This is a genomic window from Nocardioides sp. Z22_16, from assembly GCF_058134365.1.
In genome coordinates this window covers 205811-222885 of record NZ_JBYTTI010000001.1, presented here as the reverse complement: position 1 = coordinate 222885, position 17075 = coordinate 205811, and the positions used below count along the sequence as shown (strand labels likewise).

General features: G+C 73.2%; 18 protein-coding genes. 13 read left to right on the top strand and 5 right to left on the bottom strand.

All coding sequences use genetic code 11. The features are described from left to right. Window positions 1-25: 25 nt before the first annotated feature. Both AC3X7R_RS01100 and AC3X7R_RS01095 read right to left on the bottom strand, forming a co-directional pair. Window positions 26-853, bottom strand: coding sequence for a WecB/TagA/CpsF family glycosyltransferase (locus AC3X7R_RS01100; RefSeq protein ID WP_489963697.1), 828 nt, complete (start codon window positions 851-853; stop codon window positions 26-28). Further along, a complete protein-coding gene (locus tag AC3X7R_RS01095; RefSeq protein WP_489963696.1) occupies window positions 846-1916 on the bottom strand; it encodes a hypothetical protein in 1071 nt (356 codons plus the stop codon). The genes AC3X7R_RS01100 and AC3X7R_RS01095 overlap by 8 nt, the downstream gene beginning before the upstream one ends. A gap of 269 nt (window positions 1917-2185) precedes the next feature. On the opposite strand from AC3X7R_RS01095, the gene AC3X7R_RS01090 reads away from it, so the two are divergent. Further along, window positions 2186-2965: a 3'(2'),5'-bisphosphate nucleotidase CysQ gene (locus tag AC3X7R_RS01090; protein ID WP_489963695.1), complete on the top strand. Its 780-nt coding sequence runs from the start codon at window positions 2186-2188 to the stop codon at window positions 2963-2965. Between the two features lie 71 nt (window positions 2966-3036). Here the strand turns inward: AC3X7R_RS01090 and AC3X7R_RS01085 are convergent, their stop codons facing one another. After that, window positions 3037-3696: a hypothetical protein gene (locus tag AC3X7R_RS01085; RefSeq protein WP_489963694.1), complete on the bottom strand. Its 660-nt coding sequence runs from the start codon at window positions 3694-3696 to the stop codon at window positions 3037-3039. 202 nt (window positions 3697-3898) lie between these two features. Here AC3X7R_RS01085 and AC3X7R_RS01080 point away from each other — a divergent pair, with 202 nt between their 5' ends. The 8 genes from AC3X7R_RS01080 to AC3X7R_RS01045 all read left to right on the top strand — a co-directional run bounded on the left by AC3X7R_RS01080 (window position 3899) and on the right by AC3X7R_RS01045 (window position 12696). Further along, window positions 3899-4057 (top strand): hypothetical protein, encoded by a 159-nt coding sequence (locus tag AC3X7R_RS01080; protein ID WP_489963693.1) that lies wholly within the window; start codon window positions 3899-3901, stop codon window positions 4055-4057. Between the two features lie 172 nt (window positions 4058-4229). Then, window positions 4230-7733, top strand: coding sequence for a transcription-repair coupling factor (gene mfd / locus AC3X7R_RS01075; protein ID WP_489964300.1), 3504 nt, complete (start codon window positions 4230-4232; stop codon window positions 7731-7733). A gap of 25 nt (window positions 7734-7758) precedes the next feature. Beyond that, complete coding sequence (locus tag AC3X7R_RS01070) at window positions 7759-8445, top strand: hypothetical protein (RefSeq protein ID WP_489963692.1); 687 nt, start codon at window positions 7759-7761, stop codon at window positions 8443-8445. 10 nt (window positions 8446-8455) lie between these two features. After that, entirely contained in the window at window positions 8456-9112 is a 657-nt protein-coding gene (locus tag AC3X7R_RS01065; protein ID WP_489963691.1) for a MazG nucleotide pyrophosphohydrolase domain-containing protein, read from the top strand. Window positions 9113-9320: 208 nt separating this feature from the next. After that, window positions 9321-10598, top strand: coding sequence for a phosphopyruvate hydratase (eno, locus tag AC3X7R_RS01060; RefSeq protein WP_489963690.1), 1278 nt, complete (start codon window positions 9321-9323; stop codon window positions 10596-10598). 156 nt (window positions 10599-10754) lie between these two features. After that, window positions 10755-11246, top strand: coding sequence for an FtsB family cell division protein (locus AC3X7R_RS01055; RefSeq protein WP_489963689.1), 492 nt, complete (start codon window positions 10755-10757; stop codon window positions 11244-11246). Continuing rightward, window positions 11243-11773: a DUF501 domain-containing protein gene (locus AC3X7R_RS01050; protein ID WP_489963688.1), complete on the top strand. Its 531-nt coding sequence runs from the start codon at window positions 11243-11245 to the stop codon at window positions 11771-11773. The genes AC3X7R_RS01055 and AC3X7R_RS01050 overlap by 4 nt, the downstream gene beginning before the upstream one ends. Next, entirely contained in the window at window positions 11770-12696 is a 927-nt protein-coding gene (locus AC3X7R_RS01045; RefSeq protein ID WP_489963687.1) for a Ppx/GppA phosphatase family protein, read from the top strand. Before AC3X7R_RS01050 ends, AC3X7R_RS01045 begins: the two co-directional genes overlap by 4 nt. Here the strand turns inward: AC3X7R_RS01045 and AC3X7R_RS01040 are convergent. Together AC3X7R_RS01040 and AC3X7R_RS01035 are read right to left on the bottom strand one after the other, a co-directional pair. Continuing rightward, window positions 12693-13079, bottom strand: coding sequence for a hypothetical protein (locus AC3X7R_RS01040; RefSeq protein WP_489963686.1), 387 nt, complete (start codon window positions 13077-13079; stop codon window positions 12693-12695). The two genes, AC3X7R_RS01045 and AC3X7R_RS01040, sit on opposite strands and share 4 nt — an antisense overlap. 32 nt (window positions 13080-13111) lie before the next feature. Beyond that, complete coding sequence (locus AC3X7R_RS01035; RefSeq protein ID WP_489963685.1) at window positions 13112-14071, bottom strand: LysR family transcriptional regulator; 960 nt, start codon at window positions 14069-14071, stop codon at window positions 13112-13114. Between the two features lie 73 nt (window positions 14072-14144). On the opposite strand from AC3X7R_RS01035, the gene AC3X7R_RS01030 reads away from it, so the two are divergent. Genes AC3X7R_RS01030 through def form a run of 4 tightly spaced genes read left to right on the top strand, consistent with a single transcriptional unit; the run spans window position 14145 to window position 17071 of the window. Next, window positions 14145-15086 (top strand): EamA family transporter, encoded by a 942-nt coding sequence (locus AC3X7R_RS01030; RefSeq protein ID WP_489963684.1) that lies wholly within the window; start codon window positions 14145-14147, stop codon window positions 15084-15086. Then, window positions 15083-15991, top strand: coding sequence for a uracil-DNA glycosylase (locus AC3X7R_RS01025; protein ID WP_489963683.1), 909 nt, complete (start codon window positions 15083-15085; stop codon window positions 15989-15991). Before AC3X7R_RS01030 ends, AC3X7R_RS01025 begins: the two co-directional genes overlap by 4 nt. Next, a complete protein-coding gene (locus tag AC3X7R_RS01020) occupies window positions 15984-16514 on the top strand; it encodes a glycine cleavage system transcriptional repressor (protein WP_489963682.1) in 531 nt (176 codons plus the stop codon). Before AC3X7R_RS01025 ends, AC3X7R_RS01020 begins: the two co-directional genes overlap by 8 nt. Then, window positions 16511-17071, top strand: a complete 561-nt coding sequence (gene def, locus AC3X7R_RS01015; RefSeq protein WP_489963681.1) for a peptide deformylase — start codon at window positions 16511-16513, stop codon at window positions 17069-17071. Before AC3X7R_RS01020 ends, def begins: the two co-directional genes overlap by 4 nt. The last annotated feature ends 4 nt before the right edge of the window (window positions 17072-17075 follow it).

Genomic DNA, 17075 nt, shown 5'->3' with positions numbered 1-17075 from the left:
CGTCTTGCCCCCGTCTTCTGCGCACTCAGTGCGGTGTCGGTGTGGGTGTGTGGGAGTTCGGGCCGCGAGGACGCGGCACGTGGAGCCGGCGGTAGGCCGACCGCGGGTGGATCCGCTCCGCCACGAGCAGGCCGACGAACGCCGCGTTGGTGACCAGGTAGCGCCGCCAGAGTCGGCGTGGCTCCTGGCGGACCCGGTAGGCCCACTCGAGTCCCGCCCGCTGCCAGCGTTCGGGAGCCCGTCGGGTGAGCCCCGCGAGCACGTCGAAGGAGCCCCCGACCCCGTGCAGCACCGGGACGTCCAGCTCGTGGCCGTAGGTCCCGAGGAAGATCTCCTTGTGCGGGGTCGTCATCCCGAGGAAGAGCATGTCGGCCTGCGAGTGCCGGATCCCGTCGGCCACCTCACGGGCCCGGGAGGCGTCGAAGTAGCCGTCGCGGCTGCCCGCGACCACCAGCCCCGGCCACCGTCGCGCCACCACCTCCTCCAGGGTCGCCAGCACCTCCGGCCTGGCGCCCAGGAAGTAGACCCGCCGGTGCTCCCGGTCGGCCAGGCCGAGGAGTGCCTCGAACAGGTCGATCCCGGCGACGCGCTCGGGCAGCGGCCGGCCCAGGACCCTGCTCGCCCAGACGACCGACTGGCCGTCGGCCAGCAGGACGTCGCAGGTGAGGAGGGAGTCGCGGAGCAGCTCGTCGGCCGTGAGCTTGACGACCTTCGCCGCGTTGACGACGCCGATCAGGAGTCGCTCGCGCGTGCGCACCGCGTCCTCGGCCAGGGCGACCGTCTCGGCCAGGGTCAGGGAGTCGACGTCGAGGCCGAAGAGCTGCTGGTGCCCGAGGGTCCTGGGCTCACTCATCGTCGCCGCCGGAGGGGAGCCAGGCGTAGAGCAGCCAGCCCAGCTCGTAGGGCCGGCACTCGTGGTCGATGCGCCGGGGTGGCAGGACGAGGTCGAGGCCGGGGACCCGCGCGGCGGGCACGACCGCCGACAGGGCGGCGTGCAGGGCTCTGGCCGCCTTGGGGGGCTCGTGCCGCCCCACCTTGCGCCACACCAGGCCCCACCGCTGCGAGACGAGCTCGTCGAGCACCTCGGGATGGTGGTCGAGCCATCCGACGCCGCGCGCGAGGGAGGCACGGTGGTCGGCGCCCCCGGCCTCGAGCAGGTCGAAGAGGACCATCGGTGCCATCGCGTGCTGGTGCACGCTGTAGACGGGGAAGCGCTCCACGACGGTGCCGTGGCGCGCGTCGTAGTGCCACCACCACTGGCCTTCGGCGCCCTGGAGCTCGCAGAGGGTGGCCGCCGTACCGTTCGCCGCCTCGAGCCACTCCGGCCGCCCGGCCACCGAGGCACGCGCCAGGGCCTGCAACGGGTACACCTGGTCGGCGAAGCTGCCGACATGGGACCGCCACCGCGGCTGCGCGGCCGCGGGGAGCAGGTGGGGGTAGATCCCGGTCCTGCCCCGGTGGGTCAGGAGCCTCTTGGCCGCGAGCTCGCTCACGGCACCGGTGTGGCCGAGCCGGCTCGCGGCGGTCGCGGCGGTGAGCATCCACGCGACGTCCACGGTAGGCAGCGGGTCGGCAGTGTCCAGGACCTCTTCGAGCCGACGGAACAGCTTGTCGGAGAAGGTGTGGCCGACCTCCGCCTCCGCCCAGGCCACCAGCGCCACCGCGCCCGGGTCGGGGTGGTCCAGCGCGAGGTGCGCGGTGCGGACCAGCAGCTGCTCGAGCATCGTGCCGCCCAGCACGTCGCGCGCCGGCGCCGCACCCAGCCGTCCCAGACCCAGCAGGGCCATCGCCGAGTAGCGCAGGTTGTGGCCCTCGGCGCGCACCCGGAGCCCCTCGCGTCCCCGGACGAGCCGCAGCGTCTGCGCGAACTCTCCGCGCGGAGCGTCGAACCCGCGAGCCAACCCCCGAGGAGCCATCTCCAGGAGCCCTCGGACCGCCTCGGCGGCCTCAGGCCCGACCTGCTCCGTCCGCGGTGCAGGGTGCCCCGACCGCACGCTTTTCCCCACCATCAGACCCCCCGACATCTGGATCCATCGTGTGTCACCTCACACAGCGTGGGTATCACCAAAATTGGGTAAATGATGATCGGTGGTCAACTTACTCGTCGGTTGCCCTGGGCTGGTGGAGGGCGCACGCGCCTCGCGGGAGTGCCGATGCCGTTCCGCGCCATGAGAGGCTGCGAGGCGTGACCACCCACGAGACCCCGATCCCAGCCGCAGCCCTCTCCGACGACCATGCCTTCGCCACGTGGGCCGCCGAGCAGGCGGGCGAGCGCCTCCTGGCGGTCCGGGCCCAGGGCCTGGAGGGCAAGGCCCTCAAGGACGCGGGCGACGCCGCCGCGCAGGCGATCCTCGCCGAGCTGCTGGCCGCGTACCGGCCCGACGACGCCGTCCTCTCCGAGGAGGCCGCCGACGACAAGGCGCGCCTCGAGGCCGAGCGGGTCTGGATCATCGACCCCCTGGACGGCACCCGGGAGTTCTCCGAGCCGCCCCGCGACGACTGGGCGGTGCACGTGGCGCTGTGGCAGTCGGGCAAGCTGGTCGCGGGCGCGGTGGCCCAGCCCGCGCTGGGAGAGACCTTCAACACCGGGATCCCCTCGGTGGTGCCGCCGCGCACGTCCGAGAAGCCGCGGATCGCGGTCTCGCGGTCGCGCCCCCCGGCCTTCGTCGAGGCGCTGGCCGCGGAGCTGGACGCCGTCCTGGTGCCGATGGGCTCGGCCGGCGTGAAGGTGATGAGCGTGGTCCGCGACGTCGCGGACGCCTACGTGCACGCCGGTGGTCAGTACGAGTGGGACAACGCCGCCCCGGTCGCGGTGGCCAGGGCCGCCGGGCTCTTCTGCTCCCGGGTCGACGGCTCCGAGCTGGTCTACAACAAGGACGACGTCTCGCTCCCCGACCTCATCGTCTGCCGCCCCGAGCTGGCCGAGTCGATCGTCGACTTCGTCCGCCGCCACGGGACGGACTGAGGCACCGAACGCCGACAGCCGCGGCCCCGTGATGCGGGACCGCGGCTGTCGCGGTGGTTCTCAGCTGTGCGTCAGCGGACGATGTACGGGTTCGTCCAGCCGGTGTAGTGCTTGTCGCTCGGCACGGTCACGCTGAACCGGAAGCCGCGCTTGTTGGGGGCCTTCACCTTGAAGACGCCCTTCTTGTTGGTCTTCACGGTGCGCCACTTCACGGACTTGTTCTTGCCCTTGAGCCGCTTGAGGACGACCTTCTTCTTCTTGTAGTCCGGCGTGATCTTGCCGGTCAGCATCAGCTTGTTGGTCTTGATGGTGACCTTGCGCTGGACCGCCATGCCCAGGTCGCCGGACTGGCTGAGCGCGTAGGTGTCCTCGTAGGTGCTCGCGGCCGTGTAGCCCGAGTAGACCGCCCGGTAGACGGTGTTGCTCTGCGGCTTGTGGCGGAAGGAGAGGTAGCCACCTGAGGTGACGGTCTCCACCGGCACGAAGTCGGCGTCCTTCGAGCTCATGGCGTAGAGGGTGACGGTCCCCTTGTAGACCGAGGAGCCCTGCGAGTCCGTGACCGAACCGGTGATCCAGGCCTCCTCGCCCTTGACCACGGCGGGGTCGGAGCTCTCGAGGACGATGGCGGTGGTCAGGTTCTCGGTGGCGTTCGCCGGTGCGCTCAGCGCGAGCGGGCTGAGGCCGAGGAGGCCGGCGGTGGTGATGCCTGCGATGAGGCGGGTGGTCTTCATTCCCCGATGTTCCCTTCTGATGGACGTGGGTCTGGATCCCACGAAGTCGTGTGGCCGCCCCCGAGAGCTGCCGCGCCAGTCCTACCCGATGCTGGGTATCGCCAAACCAGGTGGGGTGGTCGGCGTAGTCCGAACGGGCCATTTCCGGGCTGGTCTCGGCCGAACGGCCACGCTGCGCCCCGTCCCGGGTCACCGTGGAGGAATGTGGGACACCGTCGACACCTCGGGCACCAGCCACCTCTCGCACGACCGGCCGTGCACCGCCTGCGGGCACGCGCTGCACGTCTACCTGCCGTGCTCCGACAGCTGCGAGTGCGAGCCGGCCGGCGCGCGCACCCGGCGTACGCCGGTCACCGCCTGAGCACCCGAGCCGGCTCCGGCACGGCGACGTAGACTCGAGACACCACCCGGCCGCGACGCGTCCCGGGGGTTTCACGTGTTGTCCGTCGTCGGAAGGCCCCTTCGTGAGCTCTGGCTCCACGCTCACCTCGCTCGCCCACGCCGTCCTGGCGGATCCGGTCCTCGCGGAGTCCATGGCCGATGCCAAGGACGGCGCGCTGCGCACCCTGGACCTGACCGGTCCGGCCGCGCTGCGCCCCTTCGTGGTGCGTGGGCTGGTCGACGCCGGCCGGTTCGTGCTGGTCGTCACCGCCACGACCCGGGAGGCCGAGGACCTGTCCGCCGCCCTGGGCGCGGTGGTCGACCCCTCCCGGGTGGCCCACTACCCGTCGTGGGAGACGCTGCCCCACGAGCGGCTCAGTCCTCGCAGCGACACCGTGGGACGTCGCCTGGCGGTGCTGCGACGCCTGGCGCACCCCGGCCAGGACGCCAGCAACGGTCCCCTCTCGGTGGTCGTCGCGCCCATCCGCTCGGTCCTGCAGCCGCAGGTCAAGGGGTTGGCCGACCTGGTGCCGGTCGAGCTCGTCAAGGGGGAACAGGCGTCGCTGGAGGAGGTGGTGCGCGGCCTCGCCGACGCGGCGTACTCCCGGGTCGACCTGGTCGAGCGACGTGGTGAGTTCGCGGTCCGCGGCGGCATCGTCGACGTCTTCCCCCCGACCGAGGAGCACCCGCTGCGGGTCGAGTTCTGGGGCGACGACGTCGAGGAGATCCGCAGCTTCTCCGTCGCCGACCAGCGCACCATGGCCGAGGTCCCGCGGCTGTGGGCGCCGCCGTGCCGCGAGCTGCTGCTGACCGACGAGGTCCGCGCCCGGGCCGCCGAGCTGGGTCGCGCGCATCCCCAGCTGCTGGAGATGACCGACAAGATGGCCGCCGGGATGGCAGTGGAGGGCATGGAGTCGCTGGCCCCGGTGCTCGTCGACGAGATGGAGCTCCTGGTCGACCTGCTGCCGGCCGAGAGCCACGTGCTGGTGCTGGACCCCGAGCGGGTGCGCACCCGCGCGCACGACCTCGTGGCCACCAGCGAGGAGTTCCTCGGGGCGAGCTGGGCGGCCGCGGCGGGGGGCGGGTCGGCCCCCATCGACCTCTCCATCGCCTCCTACCACGAGGTCGCCGAGGTGCGCGAGCACACCCTCGGGCGCGGGATGCCCTGGTGGTCGATGAGCCCCTTCGGGCTGGGGGACTCCGCCGAGCTGGCGGAGCTCGACCTCGACGTGCGGATCGGGGCGGTCGAGTCGCGCACCCTCTCCGCCCAGCCCGTCGAGAGCTACCGCGGCGACCTGGAGCGGGCGCTCCGCGACATCCAGGGGTGGCTGGCCCAGGACCACCAGGTCGTGGTCATGTATCCGGGCCACGGCCCGGCGCAGCGGCTGGTCGAGGTGCTCGGCGAGCACGACGTGCCGGCCCGGCTGGTCGGTCCCGACGACCCGCCCGCGGGCCCGGGGGTGGTCACCGTGACCTGCGGTCCGCTGGACCACGGCTTCACCGACCCCGACCGCAGGCTCGTGCTGCTGACCTCCGAGGACCTCTCGGGCCAGAAGTCCTCGACCCGCGACATGCGCCGGATGCCGGCGCGGCGCAAGAAGCAGATCGACCCCCTCGAGCTCAAGACCGGCGACTACGTGGTCCACGAGAAGCACGGCGTGGGGCGCTTCATCGAGATGAAGCAGCGCACCGTGCAGGGAGCCGTCCGGGAGTACCTCGTGCTCGAGTACGGCGCCTCCAAGCGGGGGGCCCCGCCGGACCGGCTCTACGTGCCGGCCGACACCCTCGACCAGGTCACCCGCTACGTCGGCGGCGAGCAGCCGAGCCTGGACCGGCTCGGCGGCGCCGACTGGACGAAGCGGAAGAACAAGGCCCGCAAGGCCGTGCGCGAGATCGCCGCCGAGCTGATCAAGCTCTACGCCGCCCGCCAGGCGACCCAGGGCTACGCCTACGGGCCGGACACCCCGTGGCAGCGCGAGCTGGAGGACGCCTTCCCGTTCGCCGAGACCCCCGACCAGCTGACCACGGTCGACGAGGTCAAGGCCGACATGCGCCGCACCGTCCCGATGGACCGCCTGATCTGCGGTGACGTGGGCTACGGCAAGACCGAGATCGCCGTCCGCGCCGCCTTCAAGGCCGTCCAGGAGGGCAAGCAGGTCGCGGTGCTGGTGCCCACGACCCTGCTGGTCACCCAGCACCTGAGCACCTTCACCGAGCGGATGAGCGGGTTCCCGGTGGTGCTCAGGGCGCTGAGCCGCTTCCAGAGCGACAAGGAGGCCAAGGAGGTGATGGCGGGGATGGCCGACGGCAGCATCGACATCGTCGTCGGCACCCACCGGCTGCTCGGCAAGGACGTCCGCTTCAAGGACCTCGGCCTGATCATCGTCGACGAGGAGCAGCGCTTCGGCGTCGAGCACAAGGAGCGGATGAAGCAGCTGCGCACCTCGGTGGACGTGCTCGCCATGAGCGCCACGCCGATCCCGCGGACCCTGGAGATGGCGGTCACCGGGATCCGGGAGATGTCCACCATCACCACCCCGCCGGAGGAGCGGCACCCGGTGCTGACCTACGTCGGTGCCTACGAGGACCGGACGGTCGTCGCCGCGGTGCGGCGCGAGCTGCTCCGCGACGGCCAGGTCTTCTACATCCACAACCGGGTGCAGTCGATCGAGAAGGCCGCCGCCAAGCTGCGCGAGCTCGTCCCGGAGGCCCGGGTGGCCACCGCCCACGGCCAGATGGGGGAGAAGCAGCTCGAGCAGGTGATGCTCGACTTCTGGGAGAAGAAGTTCGACGTCCTGGTCTGCACCACGCTGGTCGAGTCGGGCCTCGACGTCTCCAACGCCAACACGATGATCATCGAGCGCTCCGACACCCTCGGGCTCTCCCAGCTGCACCAGCTGCGCGGGCGGGTGGGCCGTTCGCGCGAGCGCGCCTACGCCTACTTCCTCTACCCGTCGGAGAAGCCGCTGACCGAGACGGCCCACGAGCGGCTCGCCACCCTGGCCCAGCACTCCGACCTGGGCGGCGGCATGGCGATCGCGATGAAGGACCTCGAGATCCGCGGCGCCGGCAACCTGCTGGGCGGTGAGCAGTCCGGGCACATCGCCGACGTCGGCTTCGACCTCTACGTCCGGCTGGTGGGCGAGGCGGTCAGCGAGTTCCGCGGGGAGGAGAGCGACGAGGTGGACGAGGTCCGCATCGAGCTCCCGGTCGATGCCCACCTGCCGCACGACTACGTGCCGTCCGAACGGCTCCGGCTGGAGATGTACAAGCGGCTCTCGGAGGTGCGCGGTGACGCCGACGTCGACGAGATCCGCGAGGAGCTGGTCGACCGCTACGGCCCGCCGCCCGAGGTGGTCGAGACCCTGCTGGTGGTGGCCCGCTTCCGCGCGCGGGCCCGCCGGGCGGGTCTCACCGAGATCGGCCTCTCCGGCAAGAACGTCCGGTTCGCCCCGGTCACCCTGCCCGACTCACGGCAGGTGCGGCTGCAGCGGCTCTACCCGAAGGGCAAGCTGCACAGCCAGGTGGACGCCCTGATGGTGCCGCGTCCGCTCGGGTCGGCGAACGGGTCCGGCATCGCCCTGCTTCAATGGGCCCACGGAGTCATCGACCAGATCATCGACCCGTCGCCCGCCGCACCCGCCCCGACCAGCTGATGCCACGCTTCACCGAGGAGAACAAGTGAGCCCGTTCCGCTTCCGTCGTACCGTCACCGTCGCGGCCGCCGCCGTGCTGCTCTCGAGCTGCGGTGTCGACGACGCCCAGACGGCGGCCCGGGTCGGCGACGCGGAGATCACGGTCGCCGAGGTCGACGGAGTCGCCCGCGCGCTCTGCACCAGCTCGGAGGCCCAGCTGGAGGAGGCCGGCCAGACGCTGCCGATGAAGATGGCGCGCCAGGCGTCGCTCAACCTGCTGACCCTCAGCGAGGTGGCCCAGCAGATCGCCGACGAGTACGACGTGGAGCCGGGCGCCGCCTACGAGCGGGTGCGGGCACAGTCGGCGGTGGCGGCCGAGGAGCTGCCGGAGGACCAGCGCGACGACTTCGTCACCGCGGCGTCCGTCGACGCCCTGCTGCAGGGTGTCTGGGAGGCGACCGGCGAGGTCCTGCTGGCCGAGGAGGGCGTCGAGGAGCTCCAGGAGGGGCAGGCCGTCGCGCGCGGCGCCGAGCTCTTCTGGGGCTGGCCCGAGATCCTCGAGCTCGAGGTCAACCCGGTCTTCGACGTGCAGGTCGTCGACGGCCAGCTGGAGCCCGCCAACGGTGCCGGTGACACCAGCGTCCCCGTCTCCGAGGGTGCCGTGGCGGCGAACGCCGAAGAGCCCGACCCGAGCTGGGCGGCCGGGCTGCCCGCCAACCTGCGCTGCGGCTGACCCACGCGCCGTGGCCCCGGAGGAGCAGCCCCTGCTGGAGCTCGCCTCGGTGATGCGGCGGCTCCGTGCCGAGTGCCCCTGGAAGGCCGCTCAGACCCACCGGTCGCTCCAGCGTCACCTGCTGGAGGAGACGTGGGAGACGCTCGAGGCGATCGACGTCGGTGACGCCACGGGGGAGTGGGAGCACCTCCGCGAGGAGCTCGGCGACCTGCTGCTCCAGGTCTACTTCCACGCCGCCGTCGCCGAGGAGGCCGGGACCTTCACCCTCGACGAGGTGGCGCGCGGCATCGTGGAGAAGATGCGGCGGCGCAACCCGCACGTCTTCGGCGACGCCGCCTCCGCGGGCGCCCCGCTGGACGCTGCGGCCGTCAACGAGCTCTGGGAGCAGGCGAAGGCCGGCGAGAAGCAGCGCGACTCCGTCTTCGACGGGCTCCCGCCCGGTCTTCCCGCCCTGCTGCTGGCCGACAAGGTGCTCGACCGACTTGAGCGCGCGGGCCGCTCCTCCCTCCCTCCCGCGGGCCGTCATCACGAGGGGTCGTCGGAGCCGCCGGAGGCGATGACGTCCGACGAGGTCGGGCAGGAACTGCTGGCCCTCGTCGCCCGGGCCCGCGCCGACGGCATCGACTCGGAGCAGGCGCTCCGCGACGCCGTACGCCGCTTGGCGTGAGCACCTCCCTCCCGCCGGACGTCATCACGAGGGGTCGTCGGAACGACCCATGACGATGACGTCCCGACGGGGTCCGGCCTGCGGGACGCGGCGCCGGAGGGCGGGGGCGGGGGCTGCTTCCTGGGCGGGGCCCGGGCGCCGGCGAGGGGGCGCACTAAGGTGAGCGGCGAACCTGGACACCCCTCGCCTACCCCTCAGGAGCAGCACCGTGGCATCCATCGAACTTGTCGGCGCCCGCGAGATCCTCGACTCGCGCGGCAACCCCACCGTCGAGGTCGAGGTCCTCCTCGACGACGGCTCGTTCGGCCGCGCCGGCGTCCCCTCCGGCGCCTCCACCGGCGCCTTCGAGGCGGTCGAGCTGCGCGACGGCACCAAGCGGTACGGCGGCAAGGGCGTCGCCAAGGCGGTGCAGGCCGTCATCGAGCAGATCGGCCCGGCCCTGATCGGCCTGGAGGCCGACGACCAGCGCCTCGTCGACCAGGTGATGATCGACCTCGACGGGACCGACAACAAGTCCAAGCTCGGCGCCAACGCCATCCTCGGCGTCTCGCTCGCCGTCGCGCGGGCCGGTGCCGAGTCGGCCGGCCTGCCGCTCTTCCGCTACGTCGGCGGCCCCAACGCCCACCTGCTCCCCGTCCCGATGATGAACATCCTCAACGGTGGCGCGCACGCCGACACCAACGTCGACATCCAGGAGTTCATGGTCGCCCCGATCGGCGCCCCCACCTTCGGTGAGGCGCTGCAGCAGGGTGCCGAGGTCTACCACGCCCTCAAGGCCGTGCTGAAGAAGAGGGGCCTCTCGACCGGCGTCGGCGACGAGGGCGGCTTCGCCCCCGAGCTGCCCTCCAACCGCGACGCCCTCGACCTGATCGCCGAGGCCGTCGGCCAGACCGGTCTGAGCCTCGGCAGCGACGTGGTGCTCGCCCTCGACGTGGCCGCCACCGAGTTCTGCGAGAACGGCGCCTACACCTTCGAGGGCGGCAGCAAGTCGGCCGACCAGATGATCGCCTACTACACCGACCTGGTCTCCTCCTACCCGATCGTCTCGATCGAGGACCCGCTCGACGAGGAGGACTGGGACGGCTGGAAGGCCATCACCGACTCGCTCGGCGCCCGCACGCAGCTGGTCGGCGACGACCTCTTCGTCACCAACGTCCAGCGGCTGCAGCGCGGCATCACCGGCGGCCAGGCCAACGCGATGCTGGTCAAGGTCAACCAGATCGGCTCGCTCACCGAGACGCTCGACGCCGTCGACCTCGCCCACCGCGCCGGCTACCGCAACATGATGAGCCACCGCTCCGGCGAGACCGAGGACACCACGATCGCCGACCTGGCGGTGGCCACCAACTGCGGCCAGATCAAGACCGGTGCGCCCGCCCGGTCCGAGCGGGTAGCGAAGTACAACCAGCTGCTCCGCATCGAGGACCAGCTCGGCGACGCGGCACGCTACGCCGGTGCGGCCGCGTTCCCGCGTTTCACTGCCTGAGCGAGGGAGACTGGTCGCCTGATGGCGACGCGACGTACCCCCCGGTCAACCCCCGGAGGCACCCGACGGCCCGGTCAGCGCGGTCCCGCACCGCGCGGCCGGGCTGTCGGCGGCCCCTCCCGGAGCGCCGGTCCCCGGACCGGCGAGCAGCCGCAGGTGCCCGGAGGTCCCGGGGCACCCACTGGGCGGCGCCGGCCCCGGCTCACCGGCCGGGCCGGGGTGCTGCTCCTCGTCCTCGCCGTGCTGGCGGTCTCCTACGCCTCGTCGCTGCGTGCCTACCTCGACCAGCGCGCGCACATCGACGAGACCCGGTCCAGCATCGAGGAGCGGCGGGCCAACATCGCCGAGCTCGAGCGGGAGAAGAGCCGGTGGGAGGACCCGGCCTTCGTGCGCGCCCAGGCGCGGGCCCGGTTCGGCTACCTGCTGCCGGGTGAGACCGGCTTCCAGGTGGTCGACGAGGAGGGCAACCCGCTGGACGGCCGCGACGGTCTCCCCGACCCGGAGACCGTGGGGGACCAGACCCCCACCCCCTGGTGGAGCGAGGCGTGGGACTCCGTCGAGCTGGCCGGGAACCCGCCGCCCCCGGCTCCGGAGCCGACCGACAGGATCGACGGTGTGAAGCAGAGCAAGAAGGAAGAGGCACAGTGAGCCAGGGCCGCATCGACGCCGGCGACGAGCGGGCGATCGCCGCCCAGCTGGGGCGCGAGCCGAGAGGCATCCATGAGGTCGGCCACCGCTGCCCGTGCGGCAACCCCGACGTGGTGACCACCGAGCCGCGGCTGCCCAACGGCACCCCGTTTCCGACGACGTACTACCTCACCTGCCCCCGCGCCGCCTCCCGCATCGGGACGCTGGAGGGCGGGGGCCTGATGAAGGAGATGCAGGCCCGGTTGGCCGACGACCCCGACCTCGCGGCCGCCTACCGGGGCGCGCACGAGCGCTACCTGGCGGCCCGCGACGAGATCGGCCGGGAGGCCGGGCTCGACGTCCCGGAGATCGCCGGGATCTCCGCCGGGGGGATGCCCGACCGGGTCAAGTGCCTCCACGTGCTGGCGGGGCAGTCGCTCGCCCAGGGTCGCGGCGTCAACCCGCTGGGCGACGAGGTGCTCGACCTGCTGGGGGAGTGGTGGAGCGAGGGCCCGTGCGTGGTCCCCGACCAGGACCCGACCCCGTGACCGAACCCGTCGCGGCGATCGACTGCGGCACCAACACCGTCAAGCTGCTGATCGGGGCGTTGCCGGAGGTCGCGGTCCGGGAGATGCGGATGGTCCGCCTCGGAGAGGGCGTCGACACCACCGGCGTGCTGGCCCCCGAGGCCCTGGCGCGCTGCTTCGCGGCCATCGACGAGTACGCCGTCCTGATCGCCGAGCACGGTGTCCCGGCCGAGCGCATCCGCTTCTGCGCCACCTCCGCCACCCGGGACGCCCGCAACGCCGACGTCTTCGCCCGCGGTGTCCAGCAGCGCCTCGGGGTGCTGCCCGAGGTCATCGCCGGCGAGGAGGAGGCGGCGCTCGCCTTCGACGGCGCCGTCCGCAACCTGCGGACCCCGGCCGAGCCGCCCGTGCTGGTGGTCGACATCGGCGGCGGCTCCACCGAGCTGGTGCTGGGGGCGGACTCCCCGGAGGCCTCGATCTCGCTGGACGTGGGCTCGGTCCGGCTGCACGAGCGCCACCTCCGCGCCGACCCTCCGACGCCCGAGCAGGTCGCGGCGTGCGCGGCAGATGTGGACGCCGCGCTCGACCGCGCTGAGGCGGCGGGGGTCGACCTCGGCTCGGCCGCCACCGTCGTGGGGGTGGCCGGCACCTGTACGACCGTGGCCGCCGGCTGCCTCGACCTCCCCGGCTACGACCGGGAGGCGATCGACCAGTCGGTCCTGTCCGCTTCCGACACCCACGCCTTCCTCGACCGGCTGGTGGCCGCCACCGTGGCCGAGCGGCTGGCGATGCCCTTCATGCACCCCGGTCGCGCCGACGTGATCGGGGCCGGTGCCGTCATCCTCGACCGGGTGCTGCGCCGCACGTCGGTCTACACCTGGACCGTCTCGGAGTCCGACATCCTCGACGGCATCGCCTGGTCGGTGGCGCACCGCACGGACTAACCCCGGCCGCCACGACGACGTGCCGTCACCAGGGCGACGAAGCCGCAGACCACCCCGACCGCCGCGCCGAGCAGCCCACGTCCGAGCACGGCATCCTGGCTGTCCTGCGGCCCGCCGACGCTCCACGCGGCGAGTGCGACGCCGGTCATCCCGGCAGCCGCCACGCCCGACAGGAGCGCGACCACGCTCGGCGCATGGCGCGCCACGACAGTGGTGACGAGCCCGGCGGCCCCACCGAGCAAGGCGCCGCCCAGCACCCACCAGGCGACGTCGTGCCACGCGCCGGCCGTCGCGGGCACCAGCGACGCCAGCAGCGCACCGGCGACGCTGGACGTCAGTACGGCGACGCGCTCGGCGCCTGCTCCTGTGGTCTCGCTCGTCATGGAGTGATCCTCAGCCATCCCTCTCCCGGCGCTCAGCCGCCCGTGGCGTCCGTCGACCTCGACGGCAGCGCCTGGTCGGTGGGCCGCAGGGTCTGACCCTGCGCCACCAGCAGCGCCAGGCTCTCCCGCACGTGCCGGATCGCCGGGCTCGCGTCCATCGTCTCGCGCCACAGCACCCTGATCGTGCGGGTCGGGACCGGGTCCTCCACCGGCACCGCCACCACGTCGCCGGGGAGCGGGCCGCGGCCCAGCCGCGGCACCAGGGCCACCGCCACGCCCTCCTCGACCAGCCGGACCTGCGAGGCGAACTCCCACGCCCAGTAGCTGACCCGCGGCGGTCGCAGACCGGCGAACATGAAGGTGAACCAGTCGTGGCAGATGGTCCCCGGGTGGGTCGAGGCCCACGTGTCGTCCAGCAGGTCCTCGGGGGTGACCCGGTCCCGCCCGGCCAGCGGGTGCTCGCGGTGGACCAGCAGCTCCGCGACGTCCTCGCCGAGGTGCTCGGCTCGCACCCGTCCCGGGACGGGCAGCCCCACCCCGACCCAGCTGTGGACGAGAGCGACGTCGACCTGCCCGGAGGCGACGAGCTCGACGGCCTCGGGCGGGTCGTGCTCGGTGACGGTGAGGGCGAGGTCGGGTGCGCTGCGGCGCAGCTCCCCGGCGAGGGGGGCGACCAGCCCGCGGACTCCGGTGGAGAACGCCGCCAGGCGCAGCGAGCCGGAGAGCTCCCCGCCGTGTGCCAGCAGCGCGGACTCCAACGACTCCACGCGGGCCAGCACCTCGCGGCCCTCGACGACGAGGAGCCTGGCCTGCTCGGTGAGCACCACCCGGCGGCCGACCCGCTCGGTGAGCGGCACGCCCGCCTGCCCCTCGAGCCTCTTGATCTGCTGGGAGACGGCCGACGGCGTGTAGCCGAGCGTGGCGGCCGCCGCTCCGACGGTGCCCTGGGCGTCGAGGGCGAGGAGGGACTGCAGGGCGACCAGGTCGATCATGAAGTGATGCTACCGATTCAGAGCCATCAATGTGTGATGGACGTGCATGGTGCCCGTGCCGGACGATGACGCCATGCCCCTGAAGGACAGCCTGCTCGCCTCCCTCGTCGCCGCCCTGTGGGGCCTCAACTTCGTGGCGATCGACCTCGGCCTCGGGGACGACATGCCGCCGCTCCTCTTCGTCGCGCTGCGCTTCGTGGTGGTGGCGCTGGCGGTCCTCTTCGTCGCCCGGCCGCAGGTGCCGTTCCGCCAGGTCGCCCTGGTGGGGCTCTTCATGAGCGTCGGCCAGTTCGGCCTGCTCTACTCCGCGATGGCGGTGGGGATGCCGGCGGGGCTGGCCTCGCTGGTCCTGCAGGCACAGGTGGTGCTCACCATCGTCTTCGCCGCCGTCCGCCTGGCCGAGATGCCGACCGCCGGCCAGGTCGCGGGCGTGCTGCTCGGTGCCGCCGGGCTGGGAGTGGTGGCCCTGGGGCGGAGCGCGGCGACGCCGCTGCTGGCGCTGCTGGTCACCGTGGCGGCGGCCGCCTCGTGGGCGTGCGGCAACGTGGTGGCACGGCGCGCCGGCGCCGCCTCCGGGCTGCAGCTCACCGTCTGGTCGGCCACCGTCGTGCCCGTCCCGCTGCTCCTGCTCAGCCTCGTGCTCGACGGCCCCGACCGGGTCGGGCACGCGCTCACGCATCTCTCGACGGCGGCCCTGCTCTCCACGGCCTACACCGCCGTCCTCGCGTCGTGGGTGGGCTACGGCATCTGGAACTCGCTGCTGGCCCGCCACCGCACCTCCGCAGTGGTGCCGTTCACGCTCCTGGTCCCGGTGGTCGGGATGAGCGCCGCGTGGCTGGTGCTGGGGGAGACCCCCAACGTCCCCGAGACCGTCGGGGGCGTCGTACTGCTGCTCGGCGTCGCGACCGCGGCCCTCGGCCTGCCACGTCGGCGTCGTCGGGGACCGACCCCGCCGGCGGCTGGGTACGTTGGGGGCGTGGAGGAGCACGAGGACCCCGTGCGCGCCCGGGGGTGAGGCACCCGCTCACCGGCCAGCAGTTCGACTCCCCGGTACCGCCCGGCACCGGCTGGCCGGAGGACCCGGCGGCGCCCACCACCCCTGTCGCCCGCACCCCGGACGACGTACGACGGCTCGCCGGGACCGACGACCTGACCGAGCTCGACGCCCGCGTGAGCGTCTGCTCGGCGTGCCCCCGCCTGGTCCGGTGGCGCGAGGACGTCGCGCGTGAGAAGCGCGCCTCGTTCGCCGACCAGCCCTACTGGGGGCGGCCCATCGCGGGCTGGGGCGAGCCCGAGCCGAGGGTGCTCATCGTCGGGCTGGCGCCGGCCGCCAACGGCGGCAACCGCACCGGCCGGGTCTTCACCGGCGACAGCAGCGGTGACTGGCTCTTCGCCAGCCTGCACCGGGTCGGGCTCGCCACCCGGGCCACCTCGGTGCACGCCGGCGACGGGCAGCGGCTGCTGGGGGCCCGGATGGTCGCCACCGTCCGCTGCGCGCCCCCGGCCAACAAGCCGACCCCCGAGGAGCGGGACACCTGTGCGCCCTGGATCCACCGCGAGGTCGCGCTGCTGCGACCCCACCTGCGGACCGTGGTCGCGCTGGGGGCCTACGGCTGGGACGGGGCGCTGCGCGCGCTGCGGGGCGCGGGGGTCGAGGTGCCCCGCCCGAAGCCGCGCTTCGGCCACGGGGCCGAGGTCGCGCTCGACGGCCTCACCCTGCTGGGCTGCTACCACCCCTCGCAGCACAACACCTTCACCGGCCGCCTGACGCCGGCGATGCTCGACGACGTGCTGGGCCGGGCCCGCGACCTGGCCGGCCTGGGCGGCGCCGGGACGGGCGGTGGCGGGACGGGCGGGGGCGGCCTGGGCCGGGGCGGACTGGGCGGTGGCGGGCTGGGGGAGAATGCGTCGCATGACTGACGCAGGGACGCTCCACGCGATCACCGTGCTGGGCCACGACCGCCCGGGGATCATCGCCGAGACCACCGACAAGCTGGCCGCGCTGGGGCTCAACATCGAGGACACCTCGATGACCCTGCTGCGCGGGCACTTCGCGATGACGCTGATCTGCGCCGGCCAGGTGGCCGACACCGAGGTCACGGCCGCGCTCGCCCCGCTGGCGGCCGACGGCACCCTCACCGTGACGGTCCGCGAGGTCCCGCACGAGGAGCCCGCGCACGCCTCCGGCACCTCGTGGGTGCTGAGCGTCCACGGCGGGGACCGCCCGGGAATCGTCTCGGGGATCGCCGCCGAGGTCGCCCGGGTCGGCGGCAACATCACCGACCTGACCACCCGGCTGGCCGGCGACCTCTACCTGCTCGTCGCCGAGGTAGCCCTGCCGGCCGACGCGGACGCCGCCGCGCTGGAGTCCGCGGTCAAGCAGGCCGCCGAGGAGCTGGGCGTCGGCGCCACCCTGCGGCCCGCGGAGGCCGACGAGCTGTGAGCGCCACCAACGACCGGCTCGCCGCGTGGACCGAGGGCGAGCTGGGGGTGACCGGGCGCGTCCTGGAGGTCGTCCGCGCCCCCGCCCCGGTGCTGTCGGCCGACGGCGGTCGGGTCGACCCCACCGCACCCGAGGTCGTGCAGCTCGCCGCCGACCTGGTGGCCACCATGCGGGTCTCCCCGGGGTGCGTCGGCCTGGCGGCACCGCAGGTCGGTGTCGGCTCCAAGGTCTTCTGCGTCGACGTCTCCGAGCACCCCAAGGCCCGCACCCACCACGGCACGTTCGTGCTCTGCAACGCCGAGGTGGTGGAGTCCTCGCGCAACGAGAAGGCGCGCGAGGGGTGCATGTCCGTCCCCGACCTCACCGGCGACGTCAAGCGTGCCTCCCGCGTGCTCGTCCGCGGGCAGCTGCCCGGCAGCGGGGAGCAGGTCGAGCTCCGCACCGACGCCTTCGAGGCGCGCTGCCTGCAGCACGAGATCGACCACTGCGACGGCCTGCTCTTCCTCGACCGCGTGGCCGGCGCGCACGCCGTCTACGCTCGCCGGACGTATCTCTGACCGG